The organism is Pseudomonas sp. GM60, from assembly GCF_000282415.1.
GTDB lineage: Bacteria > Pseudomonadota > Gammaproteobacteria > Pseudomonadales > Pseudomonadaceae > Aquipseudomonas > Aquipseudomonas migulae.
Genome location: NZ_AKJI01000050.1, coordinates 17,932 through 38,344 on the forward strand (window position 1 = coordinate 17,932; position 20,413 = coordinate 38,344).

Annotated in this window: 17 protein-coding genes; 16 read left to right on the forward strand and 1 reads right to left on the reverse strand. The window is 58.6% G+C overall.

Translation table 11 applies throughout. The annotated features are described in order from the left end of the window. Positions 1–30 precede the first annotated feature (30 nt). The 8 genes from dnaE (at position 31) to ispD (ending at position 11,484) form a co-directional block, all read left to right on the forward strand. On the forward strand, positions 31–3,552 hold the full coding sequence (gene dnaE, locus PMI32_RS15670) for a DNA polymerase III subunit alpha (RefSeq protein WP_008028986.1): 3,522 nt from the start codon (positions 31–33) through the stop codon (positions 3,550–3,552). A 140-nt stretch (positions 3,553–3,692) separates the two neighbouring features. After that, positions 3,693–4,640, forward strand: a complete 948-nt coding sequence (locus tag PMI32_RS15665; protein ID WP_008028987.1) for an acetyl-CoA carboxylase carboxyltransferase subunit alpha — start codon at positions 3,693–3,695, stop codon at positions 4,638–4,640. A 158-nt stretch (positions 4,641–4,798) separates the two neighbouring features. Then, entirely contained in the window at positions 4,799–6,127 is a 1,329-nt protein-coding gene (gene tilS / locus PMI32_RS15660) for a tRNA lysidine(34) synthetase TilS (protein ID WP_008028988.1), read from the forward strand. Between the two features lie 274 nt (positions 6,128–6,401). Beyond that, positions 6,402–8,033 carry a CTP synthase gene (gene pyrG / locus PMI32_RS15655; protein ID WP_008028989.1) on the forward strand — a complete coding sequence of 544 codons (1,632 nt, stop codon included), beginning with the start codon at positions 6,402–6,404 and terminating at the stop codon, positions 8,031–8,033. A gap of 5 nt (positions 8,034–8,038) precedes the next feature. Then, positions 8,039–8,884, forward strand: a complete 846-nt coding sequence (kdsA, locus tag PMI32_RS15650) for a 3-deoxy-8-phosphooctulonate synthase (RefSeq protein ID WP_008028990.1) — start codon at positions 8,039–8,041, stop codon at positions 8,882–8,884. A 156-nt stretch (positions 8,885–9,040) separates the two neighbouring features. Continuing rightward, positions 9,041–10,330 (forward strand): phosphopyruvate hydratase, encoded by a 1,290-nt coding sequence (gene eno, locus PMI32_RS15645; RefSeq protein WP_008028991.1) that lies wholly within the window; start codon positions 9,041–9,043, stop codon positions 10,328–10,330. Between the two features lie 171 nt (positions 10,331–10,501). Then, the gene (ftsB, locus tag PMI32_RS15640) at positions 10,502–10,780 is read left to right on the forward strand and encodes a cell division protein FtsB (RefSeq protein ID WP_008028992.1); all 279 of its coding nucleotides are present in this window, start codon (positions 10,502–10,504) and stop codon (positions 10,778–10,780) included. Further along, positions 10,777–11,484 (forward strand): 2-C-methyl-D-erythritol 4-phosphate cytidylyltransferase, encoded by a 708-nt coding sequence (gene ispD, locus PMI32_RS15635; protein WP_008028996.1) that lies wholly within the window; start codon positions 10,777–10,779, stop codon positions 11,482–11,484. The genes ftsB and ispD overlap by 4 nt, the downstream gene beginning before the upstream one ends. A 163-nt stretch (positions 11,485–11,647) precedes the next feature. Here ispD and PMI32_RS15630 read toward each other — a convergent pair whose 3' ends face one another. Then, a complete protein-coding gene (locus tag PMI32_RS15630; RefSeq protein ID WP_008028998.1) occupies positions 11,648–12,544 on the reverse strand; it encodes a LysR family transcriptional regulator in 897 nt (298 codons plus the stop codon). Between the two features lie 106 nt (positions 12,545–12,650). Here PMI32_RS15630 and PMI32_RS15625 point away from each other — a divergent pair, with 106 nt between their 5' ends. The 8 genes from PMI32_RS15625 to rpoS all read left to right on the forward strand — a co-directional run bounded on the left by PMI32_RS15625 (position 12,651) and on the right by rpoS (position 19,783). Then, a complete protein-coding gene (locus PMI32_RS15625) occupies positions 12,651–13,763 on the forward strand; it encodes an S-(hydroxymethyl)glutathione dehydrogenase/class III alcohol dehydrogenase (protein ID WP_008029001.1) in 1,113 nt (370 codons plus the stop codon). 8 nt (positions 13,764–13,771) lie between these two features. After that, entirely contained in the window at positions 13,772–14,617 is an 846-nt protein-coding gene (gene fghA, locus PMI32_RS15620) for an S-formylglutathione hydrolase (RefSeq protein WP_008029003.1), read from the forward strand. A gap of 53 nt (positions 14,618–14,670) precedes the next feature. Beyond that, on the forward strand, positions 14,671–15,144 hold the full coding sequence (gene ispF / locus PMI32_RS15615) for a 2-C-methyl-D-erythritol 2,4-cyclodiphosphate synthase (protein WP_008029005.1): 474 nt from the start codon (positions 14,671–14,673) through the stop codon (positions 15,142–15,144). Further along, positions 15,141–16,199 carry a tRNA pseudouridine(13) synthase TruD gene (gene truD / locus PMI32_RS15610; protein ID WP_008029007.1) on the forward strand — a complete coding sequence of 353 codons (1,059 nt, stop codon included), beginning with the start codon at positions 15,141–15,143 and terminating at the stop codon, positions 16,197–16,199. Before ispF ends, truD begins: the two co-directional genes overlap by 4 nt. Beyond that, the gene (gene surE / locus PMI32_RS15605; RefSeq protein WP_008029009.1) at positions 16,187–16,936 is read left to right on the forward strand and encodes a 5'/3'-nucleotidase SurE; all 750 of its coding nucleotides are present in this window, start codon (positions 16,187–16,189) and stop codon (positions 16,934–16,936) included. Before truD ends, surE begins: the two co-directional genes overlap by 13 nt. 38 nt (positions 16,937–16,974) lie before the next feature. Next, entirely contained in the window at positions 16,975–17,610 is a 636-nt protein-coding gene (locus PMI32_RS15600) for a protein-L-isoaspartate(D-aspartate) O-methyltransferase (RefSeq protein WP_177318174.1), read from the forward strand. Positions 17,611–17,812: 202 nt separating this feature from the next. Then, entirely contained in the window at positions 17,813–18,670 is an 858-nt protein-coding gene (locus tag PMI32_RS15595) for a peptidoglycan DD-metalloendopeptidase family protein (protein WP_008029014.1), read from the forward strand. Positions 18,671–18,775: 105 nt separating this feature from the next. Then, the gene (gene rpoS / locus PMI32_RS15590; RefSeq protein ID WP_008029016.1) at positions 18,776–19,783 is read left to right on the forward strand and encodes an RNA polymerase sigma factor RpoS; all 1,008 of its coding nucleotides are present in this window, start codon (positions 18,776–18,778) and stop codon (positions 19,781–19,783) included. Positions 19,784–20,413: the final 630 nt, after the last annotated feature.

Consider the following 20,413-nt stretch of genomic DNA (forward strand, 5'->3'; position numbering starts at 1 on the left):
GTTGTCTTCACGTTTCTAGACAGGATCACTATGCCGGCTTCATTCGTTCATCTACGCCTGCACACTGAGTACTCCCTGGTCGACGGTCTGGTGCGGATCAAACCGCTGGTCAAGACCCTGGTCGGCATGAACATGCCCGCCGTGGCGGTCACCGACCAGAACAACATGTGTTCCCTGGTCAAATTCTATAAAGCCTCGATGGGCGCAGGTATCAAGCCGATCTGCGGCGCCGACTTGTGGCTGTCGAACAAGGACCCGGACAACGCCCTGAGCCGGATCAGCCTGCTGGCCATGAACGCTGTCGGCTATCGCAACCTGACCGAGCTGATCTCCCGCGGTTTCATCGACGGCCAGCGCAATGGCTCGATCATTATCGAGCGTGAGTGGGTGGCCGAGGCCAGCGAAGGCTTGATCATGCTGTCGGCGGCGAAGGAAGGCGAAATCGGCCTGGCCATGCTCAGCGGCAATCCGGCGGAAGCGGAAAAACTGGCGCGCGAATGGATGGCGGTGTTTCCGGATCGTTTCTACCTGGAAATCCAGCGCACCAACCGCCCTAACGATGAAGAACAACTGCACGGCGCCGTGGCCCTGGCCGAGAAAATCGGGGCGCCGCTGGTAGCGACCAACGACGTGCGCTTCATCAAACAGGAAGACTTTGCCGCTCACGAAACCCGCGTCTGCATCGGTGAGGGCCGCGCCCTCGACGATCCGCGGCGTTCGAAGAACTACAGCGATCAGCAATACCTCAAAAGCGCCGAGGAAATGGCCGAGCTGTTCAGCGACATTCCCGAGGCGCTGGAAAACACCGTCGAGATCGCCAAGCGCTGCAACATCGAAGTGAAGCTGGGCACGCACTTCCTGCCCAACTTCCCGATTCCCGATGGCATGACCATCGACGAATATTTCCGCAAGGTGTCTTTCGATGGCCTGGAAGAACGACTGACCGTTCTGCTGCCCAAGGACACCACCGAAGACTATGAAGCCAAGCGCCAGGTCTACGTCGACCGGTTGAATTTCGAGCTGGATATCATCATCCAGATGGGCTTTCCCGGTTACTTCCTGATCGTGATGGACTTTATCCAGTGGGCCAAGAGCAACGGCGTGCCGGTAGGCCCTGGCCGTGGATCGGGTGCCGGGTCGCTGGTGGCCTATGTGCAGAAAATCACCGACCTCGACCCGCTGGAATATGACCTGCTGTTCGAGCGGTTCCTCAACCCGGAACGGGTCTCCATGCCCGACTTCGACGTTGACTTCTGCATGGACGGTCGTGACCGCGTAATCGACTACGTGGCCGAGAAATACGGGCGCAACGCGGTAAGCCAGATCATCACTTTCGGTTCCATGGCCGCCAAGGCTGTGGTCCGTGACGTGGCGCGGGTGCAAGGCAAGTCCTACGGCCTGGCGGATCGTCTGTCGAAGATGATTCCGTTCGAAGTCGGCATGACCCTGGAAAAAGCCTACGAGCAGGAAGAAATCCTCCGTGACTTCATCAAGGTCGATGAAGAAGCCGCGGAAATCTGGGAAATGGCGCGCAAGCTTGAAGGCGTCGTGCGTAACGTCGGTAAACACGCCGGTGGTGTGGTTATCGCGCCGACCAAGCTGACCGACTTCTCGCCGATCTATTGCGACGAGGCCGGTGACGGCCTGGTAACCCAGTTCGACAAGGACGACGTTGAAGCCGCCGGCCTGGTGAAGTTCGACTTCCTCGGTCTGCGGACCCTGACGGTCATCGACTGGGCGCTGAAAACCATCAACCGCGACCGCGCCAAGGTCAACGAACCGCCGCTGGACATCGCGTTCATCCCGCTGGACGACAAGCCGACCTACACGCTGCTGCAAAAAGCGGAAACCACCGCGGTGTTCCAGCTCGAGTCGCGCGGCATGAAAGAGCTGATCAAAAAGCTCAAGCCCGACTGCCTGGAAGACTTGATCGCACTGGTGGCCCTGTTCCGTCCGGGCCCTTTGCAATCCGGCATGGTTGACGACTTTATCAACCGTAAGCACGGCCGCGCCGAACTCGCGTACCCGCACTCGGATTACCAGTACGAAGGCCTGAAACCGGTACTGGCACCGACTTACGGCATCATCCTGTATCAGGAACAGGTGATGCAGATCGCCCAGGTCATGGCCGGTTACACCCTCGGCGGTGCGGACATGCTGCGGCGGGCTATGGGTAAGAAAAAGCCCGAAGAAATGGCCAAGCAGCGCGGCGGTTTCATTGAAGGTTGCAAGACCAACAATATCGAAGCCGACCTGGCCGGTAACATTTTTGACCTGGTTGAGAAATTCGCCGGTTACGGCTTCAACAAATCCCACTCCGCCGCCTACGGGCTGGTGTCGTACCAGACCGCGTGGCTGAAAACGCACTACCCGGCGCCGTTCATGGCCGCGGTACTGTCGGCGGATATGCACAACACCGACAAGGTCGTGACCTTGATCGAAGAAATTCGCACCATGAAGCTGCGTCTCGACGCGCCGGATGTGAATACTTCGGAGTTCAAGTTCACGGTGAACGACGAAGGCCGCATCATTTACGGCCTCGGCGCAATCAAGGGTGTGGGCGAAGGCCCGGTAGAGGCGATTACCGAGGCGCGTCAGGACGGTCCGTTCAAGGATCTGTTCGATTTCTGCGCCCGTGTTGACCTCAAGCGCATCAACAAGCGCACCCTCGACGGTTTGATCCGCAGCGGTGCGCTGGATCGTCTGGGCCCGTATTTCCATGACGAGCCGAAAGCCTATCAGGCGAGCATCGACCAGAACCGCGCGGTGCTGCTGAATGCGATGGAAGGGGCGATCAAGGCCGCCGAACAAACCGCTCGCACCCACGACAGTGGTCACGCCGATCTGTTTGGCGGGCTGTTCGTCGAGGCAGACGCCGACGTCTACGCCAATCACCGCAAGGCGAAAGAGCTGACCCTGAAGGAGCGCCTGAAAGGGGAGAAAGACACCCTGGGCCTGTACTTGACTGGTCACCCGATCGACGAATACGAAGGTGAAATCCGCCGTTTTGCCCGCCAGCGCATCATCGACCTGAAGCCGGCTCGCGATACTCAGACCGTTGCGGGGATGATCATTGCCCTGCGTGTGATGAAGAACAAAAAGGGCGACAAGATGGGGTTCATCACCCTTGACGATCGCTCTGGGCGGATCGAAGCTTCGTTGTTTGCCGATGCGTTCCATTCGGCGCAGTCGCTGTTGCAGACTGATGCGATGGTTGTTGTCGAAGGCGAAGTCAGCAACGACGATTTCTCCGGCGGTTTGCGCCTGCGGGTCAAGCGGGTGATGAGCATGGAAGATGCGCGCACCAACCTGGCCGAAAGTTTGCGCTTGAAGCTGCAGACCAAGGATTTGAAAGGCGATCAGCTACGCTGGCTGGGTGAGCTGTTCAAGCGTCACCGAGGTGCGTGCCCGATCACCATGGAGTACACGAGCCCCGATGCGAAGGCCTTGCTGCAGTTCGGCGAGACCTGGCGAATCGACCCGGCGGATGCGTTGATTCAAGCCTTGCGTGACCAGTTCGGGCGAGACAACGTCTTCCTCCAATACCGTTGACGGTCAGGTAGCAACTGAACGCCCTGATCTCGACCTGAATTTTTAATCTCGACCTGAACGCGCCTCTCCCTTAAGGTAGGGCGCGAATAGACAACCGGCCGGCCCAAGCTCTCTTGGACGTCGACCCAAGACGGACGCCTATGAACCCGAATTTTCTAGATTTCGAACAGCCGATCGCCGACCTGCAAGCCAAGATCGAAGAGTTGCGCTTGGTCGGTAACGACAATTCGCTGAATATCGGCGATGAGATCTCCCGCCTGCAGGACAAAAGCAGCACGCTGACCGAAGACATTTTCGGCAAGCTGACCAGCTGGCAGATCGCGCGTCTGGCGCGTCACCCGAAACGTCCATACACCCTGGACTACATCGAACACATCTTCACCGAGTTCGACGAGCTGCACGGCGACCGTCACTTCTCCGACGACGCTGCCATCGTTGGTGGCGTGGCCCGTCTGGATGACCAGCCAGTGATGATCATCGGTCACCAGAAAGGCCGCGAAGTGCGCGAGAAGGTTCGCCGCAACTTCGGCATGCCGCGTCCGGAAGGCTATCGCAAGGCGTGCCGCCTGATGGAAATGGCCGAGCGCTTCAAAATGCCGATCCTGACCTTCATCGATACGCCGGGTGCTTACCCGGGCATCGACGCTGAAGAGCGCAACCAGAGCGAAGCGATTGCCTGGAACCTGCGTGTCATGGCTCGCCTGAAAACCCCGATCATCGCCACCGTAATCGGTGAAGGTGGTTCCGGTGGTGCACTGGCAATTGGCGTGTGCGATCAGTTGAACATGCTGCAGTACTCGACCTACGCGGTGATTTCGCCGGAAGGTTGTGCGTCGATTCTGTGGAAGACCGCCGAAAAAGCGCCGGATGCTGCAGAAGCCATGGGCATCACCGCCGAGCGCCTGAAAGGCCTGGGCATCGTTGATAAGGTGATCGGCGAACCTCTGGGCGGCGCTCATCGCGACCCGGTGGCGGCCGCTGCATCGATCCGTGCCGAGCTGACCTCGCAACTGGCGATGCTGAAGAAGTTCGACAACGAAGCGCTGCTCAAGCGCCGTTACGAGCGACTGATGAGCTACGGTCTCTGAGATTGACGCAGTACTAATGTAGGAGCCGGCTTGCCGGCGATGGCGGCCTTGAGGCTGGCGGTGTATGACCGATCCCATCGCCGGCAAGCCGGCTCCTACATTTGGTCCTCGCAGTTTTGAAGTAGTGATTCTGTACCGGATTGCGGCGGCATTTTGAGATGAAACCTTTCAAACCGGACCTCCCCGCTAATCTGCTGAAAACCCTGGCTCCGTGGCGCAACGCCACAACCTGGCACGTCGCCTTCTCCGGTGGACTCGACTCCACGGTCCTTTTGCACCTTCTCGCCCATCTCGCCAAAACCGAACACCTCCCTGAGCTGAAAGCTATCCACATTCATCACGGCCTTCAGTCTGCGGCCGATGCGTGGCCGGAGCATTGCCAGTCAGTCTGTGATGCGCTGGGAATACCGCTACAGGTCGTTCACGTCCAGGTTCAGCCCGGCGCCAGCCTTGAGCGTGCAGCCCGTGACGCGCGTTATGGTGCGTTCATCGAGGCTACTCAAGCCAATGAAGTGCTATTGACCGCCCAGCATCGTGATGATCAGGCGGAAACCCTGTTGTTCCGATTGCTGCGTGGGGCAGGGGCGAGAGGGTTGTCAGGGATGCCACGTCAACGTGTGTTGGGCAAAGGGCATCTGGTGCGACCCTTGCTCGATGTCTCGCGAGCAGAGTTGGAGGGTTACGCGAACCAGTACTCATTGAGCTGGATCGAGGATCCTTCCAATCAGGATCGACGTTTCTCGCGTAATTACTTGCGCAATCAGGTGTTCCCGGTGCTGACCGAACGCTGGCCTCAAGCGATGGCGACTATGGCTCGCAGCGCCGCGCATCTGAGCGAAGCGCAAGAACTGCTCGATGAGTTGGCGCAAATCGATCTGGCCCGGGCCAGCTCCATCAGTGAATTCGATTGGCTGGGTGTGCCGTCACTTGAGCTTTCTACGCTCGCCAGCCTGTCCGCCGCTCGCCAGCGAAATGCGGTAAGTCACTGGCTCTCGGCACTGACCCGTTTACCGGATAGCGACCATTGGTCGGGTTGGGAAGATTTTCGTGATGCTGCTGCGGATGCCTCTCCGGTCTGGCGCTTGGCCGATGGGGAATTGCATCGGGCGAACGGGCGGATCTGGTGGCTGTCGGGCTGCTGGCTGCGAACGCCGCCGCCCGCGCCTGATTGGCCTGATCCCTCGCTATCGCTGGTGTTGCCGGACAACGGCGTGCTCTTGCTCACCGGTCAACCCCCCGATGGACCGCTGCATATCCGCTATCGTGAAGGGGGTGAGGTCATGAGTCTGCCCGAGCGCGGCCATCGTGATCTGAAGCGTTTGCTCAACGAACGTGGGGTCCCGGGCTTCGTCCGTGGCCGATTGCCGCTGCTCTATCAGGGCGAGCAATTGCTGGCGGTAGCGAGGCTGCGTGGTTTGAATGGCAGTGAGCAGGACGGCTGGAATTTGCATTGGCAGCCACCGAACGAAGATCAAGGTTTGAGCTGAAAGGGGCTTTCCGGTAGACTACGCTCCCTTCTTGATACAACTTCTGTGGATTCGCCTGAATTGCAGGAGTTGCCGATTACCAAGCAGTCTTTGCTGGGCGATTCCAAAAAATGTGTAGCGAGCAACGTACCGGTGTTTCATCTTCCGGTCTGTCCCAACGCGGCGGTTTTTTTGAAAGGTGCACTGTGATTAATGCAGGTGATCGGGGGCTTCGGCCTTCCTTCGCTTTCCCCGGCGGCTCGGACCGCTTTAACGCAGACTTCTAGGGTTTTTCATGACGCGCTACATATTCGTCACGGGCGGTGTTGTTTCTTCATTGGGGAAAGGCATTGCATCGGCTTCATTGGCGGCCATCCTGGAGGCGCGGGGACTTAAGGTCACCATGCTGAAGCTGGATCCGTACATCAACGTCGATCCGGGCACCATGAGCCCGTTCCAGCACGGTGAAGTGTTCGTCACCCACGACGGCGCCGAGACCGACCTGGACCTGGGTCACTACGAGCGGTTCATCCGCACGACCATGACCCAGAACAACAACTTCACCACCGGCCGTGTCTACGAACACGTCCTGCGCAAAGAGCGCCGTGGTGATTACCTGGGCGCCACCATCCAGGTGATCCCGCACATCACCGACGAAATCAAGCGCCGGATCATCAAGGGCGCCGGCGATGCCGACGTGGCCATGGTCGAGATCGGTGGCACCGTGGGTGACATCGAATCCCAACCGTTCCTCGAAGCCATCCGCCAGCTGCGTTTCGAAGTCGGCGCCAAGCGCGCGATGCTGATGCACCTGACACTGGTGCCGTACATCGCCACTGCCGGCGAAACCAAAACCAAGCCAACCCAGCACTCGGTCAAGGAGCTGCGCTCCATCGGCCTGCAACCTGACGTGCTGGTGTGCCGCTCCGATCACCCGATCGACATCTCCTCGCGTCGCAAGATCGCTCAGTTCACCAACGTTGAAGAACGTGCGGTGATCGCGCTGGAAGACGCCGACACCATCTACAAGATCCCGGGCATCCTGCATTCGCAAGGCCTGGATGATTTTGTGGTCGAGCGTTTCGGCCTGCAATGCGGCGGCGCCGATCTGTCCGAGTGGGAAGCCGTGGTTGACGCCAAGCTCAATCCTGAGCACGAAGTCACCATCGCCATGGTCGGCAAGTACATGGAATTGCTGGACGCCTACAAGTCGCTGATCGAAGCGATGAGTCACGCCGGCATCAGCAACCGCACCAAGGTCAACCTGCGCTACATCGATTCCGAAGACATCGAAAACCAGGGCACCGCGCTGCTGGAAGGCGTCGACGCGATTCTGGTTCCAGGCGGCTTCGGTCTGCGTGGCGTGGAAGGCAAGATCACCGCCGTCCAGTACGCTCGCGAAAACAAGGTTCCGTACCTCGGCATCTGCCTGGGCATGCAAGTGGCGGTCATCGAGTTCGCTCGTAACGTCATGGGCTGGAAAGACGCCAACTCCACCGAGTTCGATCGTGCAAGCGGTCACCCGGTCGTGGGTCTGATCACCGAGTGGGAAGACGCCACCGGCGCCGTCGAAACCCGTACCGAAACCTCCGATCTGGGCGGCACCATGCGTCTCGGCGCGCAGGATTGCCTGCTGGAGCCGGGTTCCCTGGTTCACGGTTGCTACGGTAAGGACGTGATCGTCGAGCGTCACCGTCACCGCTACGAAGTGAACAACAACCTGCTGCCGAAAATCATGGAAGCCGGTCTGAAAATCTCCGGTCGCTCCGGTGATGGCGCGCTGGTTGAAGTGGTCGAAGCCCCGGATCATCCATGGTTCGTCGCTTGCCAGTTCCACCCTGAGTTCACCTCGACGCCACGCGACGGTCACCCGTTGTTCAGCGGCTTCGTCAAAGCAGCTTTGGCTCAACACCAGAAGAAGGCTTGAACCTTATGGCGCAGAAGATCATCCGCGTAGGCGATATCGAGATTGCCAACGACAAGCCAATGGTGCTTTTCGGTGGCATGAACGTGCTGGAAAGCCGCGACATGGCGATGCAGGTCTGCGAAGAATACGTGAAGGTCACCGAGAAACTCGGTATCCCTTACGTGTTCAAGGCCAGCTTCGACAAGGCCAACCGTTCTTCCGTGACCTCTTACCGTGGCCCCGGTCTGGAAGAGGGCATGCGGATTTTCCAGGACATCAAGCAAGCCTTCGGCGTGCCGATCATCACTGACGTCCACGAGCCTGAACAGGCCGCGGTCGTCGCTGAAGTCTGCGACATCATCCAGCTGCCGGCCTTCCTGTCGCGCCAGACCGACCTCGTGGTCGCGATGGCCAAGACCGGTGCGGTGATCAACATCAAGAAAGCCCAGTTCCTCGCACCTCAGGAAATGAAACACATCCTGAACAAGTGCGTGGAAGCGGGTAACGATCAGTTGATCCTCTGCGAGCGTGGTTCGAGCTTCGGCTACAACAACCTGGTGGTCGACATGCTTGGCTTCGGCATCATGAAGCAGTTCGAGTACCCGGTGTTCTTCGACGTGACCCACGCGCTGCAAATGCCTGGCGGTCGTGCCGATTCCGCCGGCGGTCGTCGCGCCCAGGTCCTCGATCTGGCGAAAGCCGGGATCAGCCAGTCACTGGCCGGTCTGTTCCTCGAAGCCCACCCGGACCCGGACAACGCCAAATGCGACGGCCCTTGCGCCTTGCGTCTGGACAAACTGGAGCCATTCCTGGCCCAGCTCAAAGCTTTGGACGAACTGGTGAAGAGTTTTCCGACGGTAGAAACCGCGTAATCCTCATTTCTCCGGTAAAGTACCGCACGATTTGTTGCTCAGGCCCTCGGGCCTGAGCCTTATCGTCCGCAAGTCTGCCCGTTGCACATCACTTGCCGGCGATAAAAGATTTCCTTCAGCTGCGTCGTTTTCGTCAACTTTGGAGTGTTTACAACAATGGCAAAAATCGTCGACATCAAAGGTCGTGAAGTTCTCGACTCCCGTGGCAACCCCACCGTGGAAGCGGACGTGCTTCTCGATAACGGCATCATCGGCAGCGCTTGCGCGCCGTCCGGTGCTTCCACTGGCTCGCGTGAAGCGCTCGAGCTGCGTGATGGCGACAAGAGCCGTTACCTGGGCAAAGGCGTTCTGAAAGCCGTCGCCAACATCAACGGTCCGATCCGCGACCTGTTGAAAGGTACAGATCCAAGCGATCAGAAAGCGCTGGATCACGCGATGATCAAGCTGGACGGTACTGAAAACAAAGGCTCCCTGGGCGCCAACGCGATCCTCGCCGTTTCCCTGGCCGCGGCCAAGGCAGCAGCTCAGGACCAGGACCTGCCGCTGTACGCTCACATCGCCAACCTGAACGGCACCCCGGGTGTTTACTCGATGCCGGTTCCGATGATGAACATCATCAACGGTGGCGAGCACGCCGATAACAACGTCGACATCCAGGAATTCATGGTTCAGCCGGTTGGCGCCAAGTCTTTCTCGGAAGGTCTGCGCATGGGCACCGAGATTTTCCATCACCTCAAAGCTGTGTTGAAGGCCCGTGGCCTGAGCACTGCCGTCGGTGACGAAGGTGGTTTCGCACCGAACCTGGCTTCCAACGAAGACGCTTTGAAAGTGATCTCCGAAGCCGTGGCCAACGCCGGTTACAAGCTGGGCACCGACGTGACCCTGGCACTGGACTGCGCGGCCAGCGAGTTCTACGAAGGCGGCAAGTACAACCTGTCCGGCGAAGGCCAGGTGTTCACCGCTGAAGGTTTCGCCGATTACCTGAAAGGCCTGACCGAGCGTTACCCGATCATCTCCATCGAAGATGGCCTGGACGAGTCCGACTGGGCTGGCTGGAAAATCCTCACCGACAAGATCGGCGAGAAAACCCAGCTGGTAGGCGACGACCTGTTCGTGACCAACACCAAGATCCTGAAAGAAGGCATCGATAAAAAGATCGCCAACTCGATCCTGATCAAGTTCAACCAGATCGGCACCCTGACCGAAACCCTGGAAGCCATCCAGATGGCCAAGGCCGCCGGTTACACTGCCGTGATCTCGCACCGCTCCGGCGAAACCGAAGATTCGACCATTGCCGACCTGGCAGTGGGCACTTCGGCTGGCCAGATCAAGACCGGCTCCCTGTGCCGTTCCGATCGCGTTTCCAAGTACAACCAACTGCTGCGTATCGAAGAGCAGTTGAACGGCAAAGCCAAGTACAACGGCCGTAGCGAGTTCCGCGGTTAAGCTGTAGAAGGTAAAAAGACACCGGATTGTGTCGGAAAAATCGCGACAGCGACGTTTTTGCCACTAATCTGATGCCTTAAGAGCACAAGCCTGGATTTTCCAGGCTTCGTGCTATCAGAAGCTTCAAAGTTTTGGCATGGCTGTCTTTTTTCACTGGATACCTGATATTCGATGCGCAGTCCCAATTGGTTGTTCCTCGTCTTGCTCTTGTTGCTGGCTGGCCTGCAATACCGCCTGTGGGTGGGTAATGGCAGTCTGGCGCAAGTGGCCGAGCTGACTCAGCAGATCGCGGATCAACATGCTGAGAACGAAGGCCTGCTGGAGCGCAATCGGGTCATGGACGCCGAAGTCAGTGAGTTGAAAAAGGGCATGGAGACCGTTGAAGAGCGGGCTCGCCATGAGCTGGGCATGGTCAAGGACGGTGAAACCCTTTACCAGTTGGCTCAATGAATTCCTCGTTACCGGCCTTCTGGGCCGTTATCCCTGCCGCGGGCGTCGGTGCCCGTATGGCCGCAGACCGTCCCAAGCAATACTTGCACCTGGGCGGGCGCACTATTCTTGAACACAGCCTTGGCTGTTTCCTTGATCATCCTTCCCTGAAGGGGCTGGTGGTCAGTCTGGCTGTTGATGATCCTTATTGGCCCAATCTGGCATGCGCCGGCGATTCGCGTATTCAACGCGTTGATGGTGGCGCCGAGCGTTCCGGGTCGGTGCTCAATGCCTTGCTGCACTTGCATGCGTTGGGTGCGGACGATGAGGATTGGGTGTTGGTCCACGATGCTGCGCGGCCGAATCTGAGCCGCGATGATCTGGACAAGTTGCTGGTTGAACTGGCTGACGATCCGGTCGGCGGGCTGCTGGCGGTTCCGGCACGCGATACCCTGAAGCGGGTCGACAAGCACGGTCGTGTCGTTGAAACCGTGGATCGCAGCGTGATCTGGCAGGCGTATACGCCACAGATGTTTCGACTTGGTGCGTTGCATCGGGCGTTGGCGGACAGTCTGGTGGCGGATGCGGTGATCACTGATGAAGCGTCGGCGATGGAGTGGGCTGGTTCATCGCCACGCCTTATCGAAGGGCGTTCCGACAATCTCAAGGTCACACGTCCCGAAGATCTTGAATGGTTGAGACAGCGCTGGGCTAACCGCCGCTGATTGACCTTGGTTCTAGTTGTCCCCAATCGCGAGCAGGCTCACTCCTACAAGGTTCATTGGTGTACGCAGGATTTATGTTCTCCCCCGTCCACTGTAGGAGTGAGCCTGCTCGCGATTGCGGTATTCCAGGCCCCCGATCTCTTGCAGGCACACCGTTGAACGCCTAGCTCCGATACTCCGGCCTTTCGGCCAACCCTTCCTTCAAATAATCCACCAACTTGCGCACCTTCGGCGACAGATGCCGCTGCTGTGGATAAAGCGCCCAAACGGCAGTGTTCGGCGGCTGATGAGCCTCCAGCAGCGAAATCAAATCTCCGGTTTTCAGATGCTCCAGCACGTAGTAATCCGGCAGCTGACAGAGCCCGACGCCCTGTAACGCCGCATCCAGCACCGCTTGCCCACTGTTGCAACGCCAGTTTCCCTGCACCCGCTGGGAAAATTCCCGCCCGTTCTGTTCCAGTTGCCACAGGTCCGAACTACCGATGAGGCAGTTGTGGCGGCTCAATTCCGACAAGCTATGTGGGCGACCATACCGTTCCAGGTAGGACGGCGACGCACACAAATACATGCGTCGCGGTGCCAGTCGCGTTGCCACCAGTCGTGAGTCCTGAAGGCGGCCGAGGCGGATCGCCAGATCCAGACCTTCATGCACCAGGTCGAGTTGACGGTTGCTCAGCTCGATATCAATCCGCAGTTGCGGATAAAGCCCCATGAATCGCGTCACCAGCGGCACGATAAAGCGCTCGCCATAGGCCACTGCGCAGGTCATGCGCAACATGCCTTTGGGCTCGCTGGTCAGGTCGCCGACGGCTCTGAGCGCTTCTTCACGACCGTCCTGCAACCGTTGGCAATGCTGCAAAAACGTTTGCCCGGCTTCGGTCAGCGTGACTCGCCGGGTGCTGCGGTAAAGCAGGCGCGTCTGAAGGCGTTCTTCGAGGCGTACTATTTGGCGACTGATGTGGGAGGAAGACACCCCAAGACGCTCTGCCGCCGCCGTAAACTGGCTGCACTCGGCCACGGCGACGAACTCGTCGATACCTTCCCAGCGGTTCTCGGACATTAACGATTATCCCTGTGTGGCAATAATGTTTTGCTTTTGTCCGGATTATTCACCGTAAGGCGCTGTATTACACTCACTGTCTCGTTTTATTCACTGGAGAACTATCATGATCAAGTCGCGCGCCGCCGTTGCCTTCGAGGCCAAGAAACCCCTCGAGATCGTTGAAGTCGATGTCGCCCTGCCCAAGGCCGGTGAAGTTCTGTTGCGTGTGGTTGCCTCCGGTGTCTGTCATACCGATGCCTACACCCTGTCGGGCGCTGACCCGGAAGGAATCTTCCCGTCGATCCTCGGCCACGAAGGTGGCGCGGTGGTTGAAGCGATTGGCGAGGGCGTGACCTCGGTTGCTGTCGGCGATCATGTGATCCCGCTGTACACCCCGGAATGCCGCCAGTGCAAATTCTGCCTGTCGGGCAAGACCAACCTGTGCCAGGCGATTCGTGCGACCCAGGGCAAAGGCCTGATGCCAGATGGCACCACGCGTTTTTCCTACAAGGGCCAGCCGATTTTCCACTACATGGGCACTTCGACGTTCTCCGAATACACCGTGCTGCCGGAAATCTCCGTCGCCAAGATTCCTAAAGAAGCGCCACTGGAAAAAGTCTGCCTGCTGGGCTGCGGTGTCACCACCGGCATTGGCGCGGTACTCAATACAGCCAAGGTGAAACCGGGTGATACCGTGGCGATTTTCGGTCTTGGCGGTATTGGTCTGTCGGCGGTCATTGGCGCGGTAAAAGCCAAGGCTGCGCGCATCATCGCCATCGACATCAACCCGGCCAAATTCGAGATCGCCAAACAGTTGGGTGCAACCGACTGCGTGAACCCGAAAGACTTCGACCGTCCGATCCAGGAAGTCATCGTCGACATGACCGATGGCGGCGTCGATTTTTCCTTCGAATGCATCGGCAATGTCCAATTGATGCGCGCCGCACTTGAGTGCTGCCACAAGGGCTGGGGCGAGTCGGTGATCATCGGCGTCGCCGGTGCCGGTCAGGAAATCGCTACCCGCCCATTCCAGTTGGTCACCGGTCGCGTCTGGCGCGGTTCGGCGTTCGGCGGTGTGCGCGGTCGTACCGAGTTGCCGAGCTATGTCGAAATGGCCGAGACCGGGGAAATCCCGCTGGATACGTTCATCACCCACACCATGGGCCTGGAAGATATCAACAAGGCTTTCGACCTGATGCATGAAGGAAAAAGCATCCGTTCCGTCATCCATTTCTGAGGTCGGTCATGAGCCTGGAAAATATCTCCTGCCAGAAAAGCTTCGGCGGCTGGCACAAACGCTACCGGCACCGCTCCGACGTGCTCGGTTGCGACATGGTGTTTGCCGTGTACCTGCCGCCGCAAGCGGAGCAGGGCGGCAAACTGCCGGTGCTGTACTGGTTGTCCGGCCTGACCTGCACCGACGAAAACTTCATGCAAAAGGCCGGCGCCATGCGCATGGCCGCCGAGCTTGGGTTGATCATCGTTGCCCCGGACACCAGCCCGCGCGGTCCCGATGTGCCGGGTGATCCGGACGGTGCCTGGGACTTCGGCCTGGGCGCCGGGTTTTATCTGAATGCCACGCAGGAACCCTGGTCGCGGCACTATCGGATGCATGACTATGTCGTGCAGGAATTGCCGGCATTGGTCGAAGCCCATTTCCCTGCTTCGGACAAACGCGGTATCAGCGGCCACTCCATGGGCGGTCACGGCGCGCTGGTCTGTGCGTTGCGCAATCCGGGGCGCTATCAGTCGGTTTCGGCGTTCTCGCCGATCAACAATCCGATGGATTGCCCGTGGGGTCAGAAAGCCTTTTCCCGTTACCTCGGCGAAGACCGTTCGAAGTGGCGCGAGTGGGATGCCTGTGCGCTGATTGCCGAGGCTGACGAGAAGCTGCCGCTGTTGGTCGACCAAGGTGATCGAGATGATTTTCTCGCCACCCAGCTCAAGCCTGAAGCCTTGCAACAGGCGGCCAAACTGGCCGGTCATCCGCTGACGTTGCGCTTGCAACCGGGCTACGACCATAGCTATTTCTTCATCGCCAGCTTCATCGATGAACACTTGCAGCATCATGGACGTGCTCTAAGCGCCTAATGACTGACAAAGCAGGTAGAATCACGCCCTGACAAAAATCGGGGCGTTTTTTTATGCGTATTGGCCACGGCTATGATGTGCACCGTTTCGCTGAAGGCGATTTCATTACTCTGGGCGGCGTGCGCATTGCACACGGCTTCGGGCTGCTCGCTCATTCCGACGGTGACGTCCTGCTGCACGCCTTGAGCGATGCCTTGCTCGGCGCTGCTGCGCTGGGTGATATCGGCAAGCATTTCCCGGACACCGACCCGACATTCAAGGGTGCCGATAGCCGTGTGCTGTTGCGTCATGTCGTCGCACTGGTCCACGCCAAGGGCTGGAAAGTCGGCAACGTCGATAACACCATCGTCGCCCAGGCGCCGAAAATGGCCCCGCATATCGAATCGATGCGTGCGCTGATTGCCGCGGATCTTCAAGTTGAGTTGGATCAAGTGAACGTGAAAGCTACCACCACCGAAAAGCTCGGCTTTGTCGGTCGCGAAGAAGGTATTGCCGTGCACTCCGTTGCCTTGTTGCTGCGCGCATGAACGAACTGCAATTGCTTGGCCCGCGTGCCTATGGTGAAGCCCTCGGCACCGCTGTACTGAAAGCTACGGCGGAAGATTTCCAGGTCGATGAAGTCCTCAATATTCCGCTCAGCGGCGACGGCGAGCACCTGTGGATCTGGGTGGAAAAACGCGGCCTGAATACCGAAGAGGCCGCACGTCGAATCGCCAAGGCTGCGGGCGTGCCGTTGCGCACCGTCAGTTACGCCGGTCTCAAGGATCGTCAGGCGTTGACGCGTCAGTGGTTCAGCGTGCAACTGCCGGGCAAGGCCGACCCTGATCTGTCGGCGGCGGAAAACGATACGCTGAAAATCCTCAAGACCGGTCGGCACAAACGCAAGCTGCAACGCGGTGCCCACTCGGCCAACGGTTTTACCTTGCGCCTCACGCAATTCGCTGGCGATAAAGCGGCGATCGAAGCGCGTCTGCAACTGATCGCCAAACAAGGTATTCCGAATTATTTCGGCGCCCAGCGTTTCGGCTTTGACGGTGGCAACGTGGTCGATGCCCGTAGCTGGGCCGCGCGCAAGGCCTTGCCGGAGCAGCGCAATGTGCGTTCGCGTCTGCTTTCCACTGCCCGCAGTTTTCTGTTTAACCAAGTGTTGGCGGCGCGCGTCGCTGATGGCACCTGGCAGCAAGCGCAGGTTGGCGATCTGTTGGCGTTTACCGACAGCCGCAGTTTTTTCCCGGCCGGTGAGGCCGAGTGCAGCGACCCGCGACTGGCGATTCTCGACCTGCACCCGACCGGCCCGCAGTGGGGTGAAGGTGACTCGCCGGCGACGGGCGCTGTCCATGAACTGGAGCAGGCAATCGCCGCCCGCGAAGCAGACCTTCGCGATTGGTTGATTAACGCTGGAATGAGCCACGAACGTCGCATCCTGCGGCTGCCCATTGGTGGGTTGACGTGGCATTATCCCGAGCCTGACATTCTGCAACTGGAATTCGTCCTGCCGGCCGGATGCTTTGCCACTGTATTGGTGCGCGAGCTTGTTGATCTGGTGCCGGTGGGGCAGACGGACAGCCCATGCGTATTCTGATTTCTAACGACGATGGGGTAACCGCACCCGGTCTCGCCGCGCTTTATGCTGCGCTGGCGGATTACACCGAATGCGTGGTTATCGCCCCGGACCAGGACAAAAGCGGCGCCAGCAGTTCGCTGACGCTCGACCGTCCGTTGCACCCGCAAACCCTGGCCAACGGCTTTATCAGCCTTAATGGCACACCGACCGATTGCGTGCACCTGGGCCTCAACGGCTTGCTGGAACGCGAAGCGGACATGGTGGTTTCCGGCATTAACCTGGGCGCCAACCTGGGGGACGATGTGTTGTATTCCGGTACCGTGGCAGCGGCCCTCGAGGGGCGTTTCCTGAAGCGGCCATCGTTTGCCTTTTCGTTGGTCTCACGGCAGGTCGAGAACCTTCCCACAGCCGCTTACTTTGCGCGCAAACTGGTGGAAGCCCACGCTGACCTTGACCTGCCACCGCGCACGGTGCTGAACGTGAACATTCCCAATTTGCCGCTGGACCACATCCGCGGAATCCAGCTGACGCGCCTCGGCCATCGCGCCCGCGCCGCGGCACCGATGAAAGTGGTCGACCCGCGCGGCAAGTCCGGCTACTGGATCGCCGCCGCAGGGGACGCCGAAGACGGCGGCCCGGGCACCGACTTCCATGCGGTGATGCAAGGCTATGTATCCATCACGCCGCTGCAACTGGATCGCACCTTCAATGATGCTTTCGCAAGTCTCGACGGCTGGCTGGAGGGACTGCGCTGATGGCTCGTGAACAAGACCCGATGCATCGCGGTATCGGGATGACCTCGCAACGTACCCGCGAGCGTCTGATTCAGCGGTTGTACGAGGAAGGCATTTCCAATACCAAGGTGCTGGAAGTGATCCGCCTTACGCCACGACACCTGTTTGTCGACGAAGCGCTGGCACACCGTGCCTACGAAGACACGGCGTTGCCGATCGGTAACAACCAGACGATCTCCCAGCCTTACATGGTGGCCCGCATGAGCGAGCTGCTGCTGGAGGCGGGGCCTCTGGACAAGGTAATGGAAATCGGCACAGGGTCGGGTTATCAGACCGCAATCCTGTCGCAACTGGTCGAGCGGGTTTTTTCCGTCGAGCGCATCAAGGTTCTGCAGGACCGGGCCAAGGAACGCCTGGTTGATCTGAACTTGCGCAATGTGGTTTTCCGCTGGGGCGATGGTTGGGAAGGCTGGCCTGCGCTGGCGCCGTATAACGGCATTATCGTGACGGCGGTGGCGACCGATGTACCTCAGGCCTTGCTCGATCAGTTGGCACCTGGAGGGCGACTGGTCATACCGGTCGGTTCGGGTGAAGTGCAACAGTTGATGCTGATCATCCGCGAAGAACACGGGTTTTCCAGACGTGTTCTGGGGGCGGTGCGTTTCGTTCCATTGCTCAACGGCCCCCTGGCCTGAGCATTTGTCCGGGCGCGGTGAATTCTCTTCGATTGCCTCTGTCTTACAGCGGCGTCGATCGGTTAAACGGGTTTCATCGTCAGGTAGCAAACGTGTGCTTCGCTTCATTAAAGGTAAAGCCTGCACAGCCCGTTATACTGGTGACACTTCATGCCGGGAGCACGGCAATTCAATATTTCAGCCACCACAAAGGGAGCGGCGGGTGAGTCTCACAGTCATTGCGCAGCGAATGGGTATAACGAGCTTTCAGCGCCTGGTGACTGGCCTAGTCTTGAGTACCTTGCTGGTCGGTTGTTCCAGCAATAAGTCGAGCGACGTACGCGTCGTCGATCGCAACAATGCCGTGGCCCAGCGTCCGGCAGTGACCACGGGTCAGTATGTGGTTCGACCTAAAGACACCTTGTTCTCCATCGCCTTTCGCTACGGCTGGGACTACAAAGCCCTCGCCGCACGCAACAACATTCCTACGCCTTACACGATACATCCGGGTCAGACGATTCGCTTTGACGGTCGCACCGGTTCAACGCCGACGGCGGTGGCCAGCCCGGCCGATTCGGCGCCTTCATCGTCGAGTAAAACCACAGTAATCCGGCGCCAGCCAAATGGCGCAACTACGACGACAACGGTGGTTGCACCGTCCGTCGCCAACAAGCCAGCACCCGCTCCGATGCCTCCCGCAGGCCCGGCCCCGACCGGCTGGGGGTGGCCTTCTAATGGCATTCTCATTGGAAAATTCTCTTCAAACGGTAGTTTGAATAAAGGAATTGATATCGCCGGGGATTTGGGACAGCCTGTTTTAGCTGCGTCTGATGGGACGGTGGTATACGCCGGGAGTGGCTTAAGGGGCTACGGCGAATTGGTCATCATCAAACACAGCGACACCTACGTCAGTGCCTACGGTCACAACCGCAGGCTGTTGGTTCGGGAGGGGCAGCAGGTCAAGGTCGGACAGACAATTGCCGAAATGGGGTCAACGGGTACAGACCGGGTGAAACTGCATTTTGAGATTCGCCGACAAGGTAAACCTGTAGATCCGCTGCAGTTCCTGCCACGTCGTTGATTTGTTACCAGCCTGTTCCGTCACGTAGAGGGAACAGGCTCCAGCGTTGCCAAGGATAAAGGCGCCGCTTGAGCCTGAGGTCGAACTCACCAAAGGACTATAACAATGGCTCTCAGTAAAGAAGTGCCGGAGTTTGACATCGACGATGAGGTTCTCCTGATGGAGACCGGCATCGGTACGGATTCGATGTCGAATGATGAAGGGGCTGCTCCACCTTCCGTTCGTGCCAAATCCAGACACTCCGCCTCGTTAAAGCAACACAAGTACATCGATTACACGCGTGCGCTCGATGCCACGCAGCTGTACCTCAATGAAATCGGCTTTTCCCCTCTGCTGTCCCCCGAAGAAGAAGTTCACTTTGCACGCTTGTCGCAAAGTGGCGATCCGGCCGGGCGCAAACGCATGATTGAAAGCAACCTGCGGCTGGTGGTGAAAATCGCCCGACGCTATGTCAATCGTGGCTTGTCGCTGCTGGACCTGATCGAAGAGGGCAACCTCGGACTGATTCGGGCGGTAGAAAAGTTCGACCCCGAACGTGGCTTCCGCTTTTCGACCTACGCAACCTGGTGGATTCGTCAGACCATCGAGCGCGCGATCATGAATCAGACCCGGACCATCCGGTTGCCGATCCATGTGGTCAAAGAGCTTAACGTGTACCTGAGGGCCGCACGGGAGCTGACGCAAAAACTCGATCATGAACCCTCACCCGAAGAAATCGCCAACCTGCTGGAAAAACCGGTGGGCGAGGTCAAGCGCATGCTGGGCCTGAACGAGCGGGTTTCTTCGGTCGATGTCTCACTGGGTCCGGATTCGGATAAAACCCTGCTGGACACCCTTACCGACGACCGTCCGACCGATCCATGCGAACTGCTGCAGGATGACGACCTGTCCCAGAGCATCGATCAATGGCTCTCGGAACTGACCGACAAGCAGCGCGAGGTGGTGATACGCCGCTTCGGCTTGCGCGGGCACGAGAGCAGCACGCTGGAAGATGTAGGCCTGGAGATTGGCCTGACCCGGGAACGCGTCAGACAGATTCAGGTTGAAGGCCTGAAGCGTCTTCGGGAGATTCTGGAGAAAAATGGCCTGTCGAGTGAGTCGCTGTTCCAATAAGCGAATCGCTTGAGCGGCATGCAAAAAGCCCCGACTGGTTCGGGGCTTTTTGTTGTCTGGCTGGCGTTCCTGCAAAGACGATATGTTTGTAGTCTTGCGGTGTAAGTCTTGGCTTACTCTTGCGTAAGTGTTCGCTATTTTTACACCCTGGAAGACGACTATTGTTTTCCGGGGCTGATTTTAATGCTTTGATTTTTATAGGTATTTATAAAAATCAGGAGCATGTGGCAGTGGATTTTTGCCGCGGAGGGCAATTGCTCTTGCTCGGGAATTCTCTAGTATTCAGGTTGTGTCGACGGACAGACACGCCCTTCAAGGATGAGGGGAAAGGACATTGCAGGATGCGATTCATCAGGACGATGAAAAGGAACACAGGGAATAGGGAAAAAATGTGGGCGGGTCAAACCGCCCCTTTTTTTGTCTTTTTTTTGGTTTGGGGGCCACTTTATTTTCGAGTTGTGCGTGGTCTCCCCTGTAGGAGCTGGCTTGCCGGCGATGGCGGCCTCTGGGCCGACCAATCTCTTGCTGGTGGTGTACATATCCATTCCTGCGGTAACGGCGGCTTATGGTTTCGCCCTTACGGCGAGTCACTTGGAGAAGCGCCAAGTAACCAAGCGCTCTTGCCCCTTT

What these genes read in the sequence shown, in the direction of transcription:
- PMI32_RS15600 (WP_177318174.1), top strand. Translation starts at nt 16,975, where the DNA reads ATGACCTCGCAACGTACCCGCGAGCGTCTGATTCAGCGGTTGTACGAG.
- kdsA (WP_008028990.1), top strand. Translation starts at nt 8,039, where the DNA reads ATGGCGCAGAAGATCATCCGCGTAGGCGATATCGAGATTGCCAACGAC.
- ispF (WP_008029005.1), top strand. Translation starts at nt 14,671, where the DNA reads ATGCGTATTGGCCACGGCTATGATGTGCACCGTTTCGCTGAAGGCGAT.
- dnaE (WP_008028986.1), top strand. Translation starts at nt 31, where the DNA reads ATGCCGGCTTCATTCGTTCATCTACGCCTGCACACTGAGTACTCCCTG.
- fghA (WP_008029003.1), top strand. Translation starts at nt 13,772, where the DNA reads ATGAGCCTGGAAAATATCTCCTGCCAGAAAAGCTTCGGCGGCTGGCAC.
- surE (WP_008029009.1), top strand. Translation starts at nt 16,187, where the DNA reads ATGCGTATTCTGATTTCTAACGACGATGGGGTAACCGCACCCGGTCTC.
- truD (WP_008029007.1), top strand. Translation starts at nt 15,141, where the DNA reads ATGAACGAACTGCAATTGCTTGGCCCGCGTGCCTATGGTGAAGCCCTC.
- ftsB (WP_008028992.1), top strand. Translation starts at nt 10,502, where the DNA reads ATGCGCAGTCCCAATTGGTTGTTCCTCGTCTTGCTCTTGTTGCTGGCT.
- rpoS (WP_008029016.1), top strand. Translation starts at nt 18,776, where the DNA reads ATGGCTCTCAGTAAAGAAGTGCCGGAGTTTGACATCGACGATGAGGTT.
- tilS (WP_008028988.1), top strand. Translation starts at nt 4,799, where the DNA reads ATGAAACCTTTCAAACCGGACCTCCCCGCTAATCTGCTGAAAACCCTG.
- PMI32_RS15630 (WP_008028998.1), bottom strand. Translation starts at nt 12,544, where the DNA reads ATGTCCGAGAACCGCTGGGAAGGTATCGACGAGTTCGTCGCCGTGGCC.
- PMI32_RS15625 (WP_008029001.1), top strand. Translation starts at nt 12,651, where the DNA reads ATGATCAAGTCGCGCGCCGCCGTTGCCTTCGAGGCCAAGAAACCCCTC.
- PMI32_RS15665 (WP_008028987.1), top strand. Translation starts at nt 3,693, where the DNA reads ATGAACCCGAATTTTCTAGATTTCGAACAGCCGATCGCCGACCTGCAA.
- ispD (WP_008028996.1), top strand. Translation starts at nt 10,777, where the DNA reads ATGAATTCCTCGTTACCGGCCTTCTGGGCCGTTATCCCTGCCGCGGGC.
- eno (WP_008028991.1), top strand. Translation starts at nt 9,041, where the DNA reads ATGGCAAAAATCGTCGACATCAAAGGTCGTGAAGTTCTCGACTCCCGT.
- pyrG (WP_008028989.1), top strand. Translation starts at nt 6,402, where the DNA reads ATGACGCGCTACATATTCGTCACGGGCGGTGTTGTTTCTTCATTGGGG.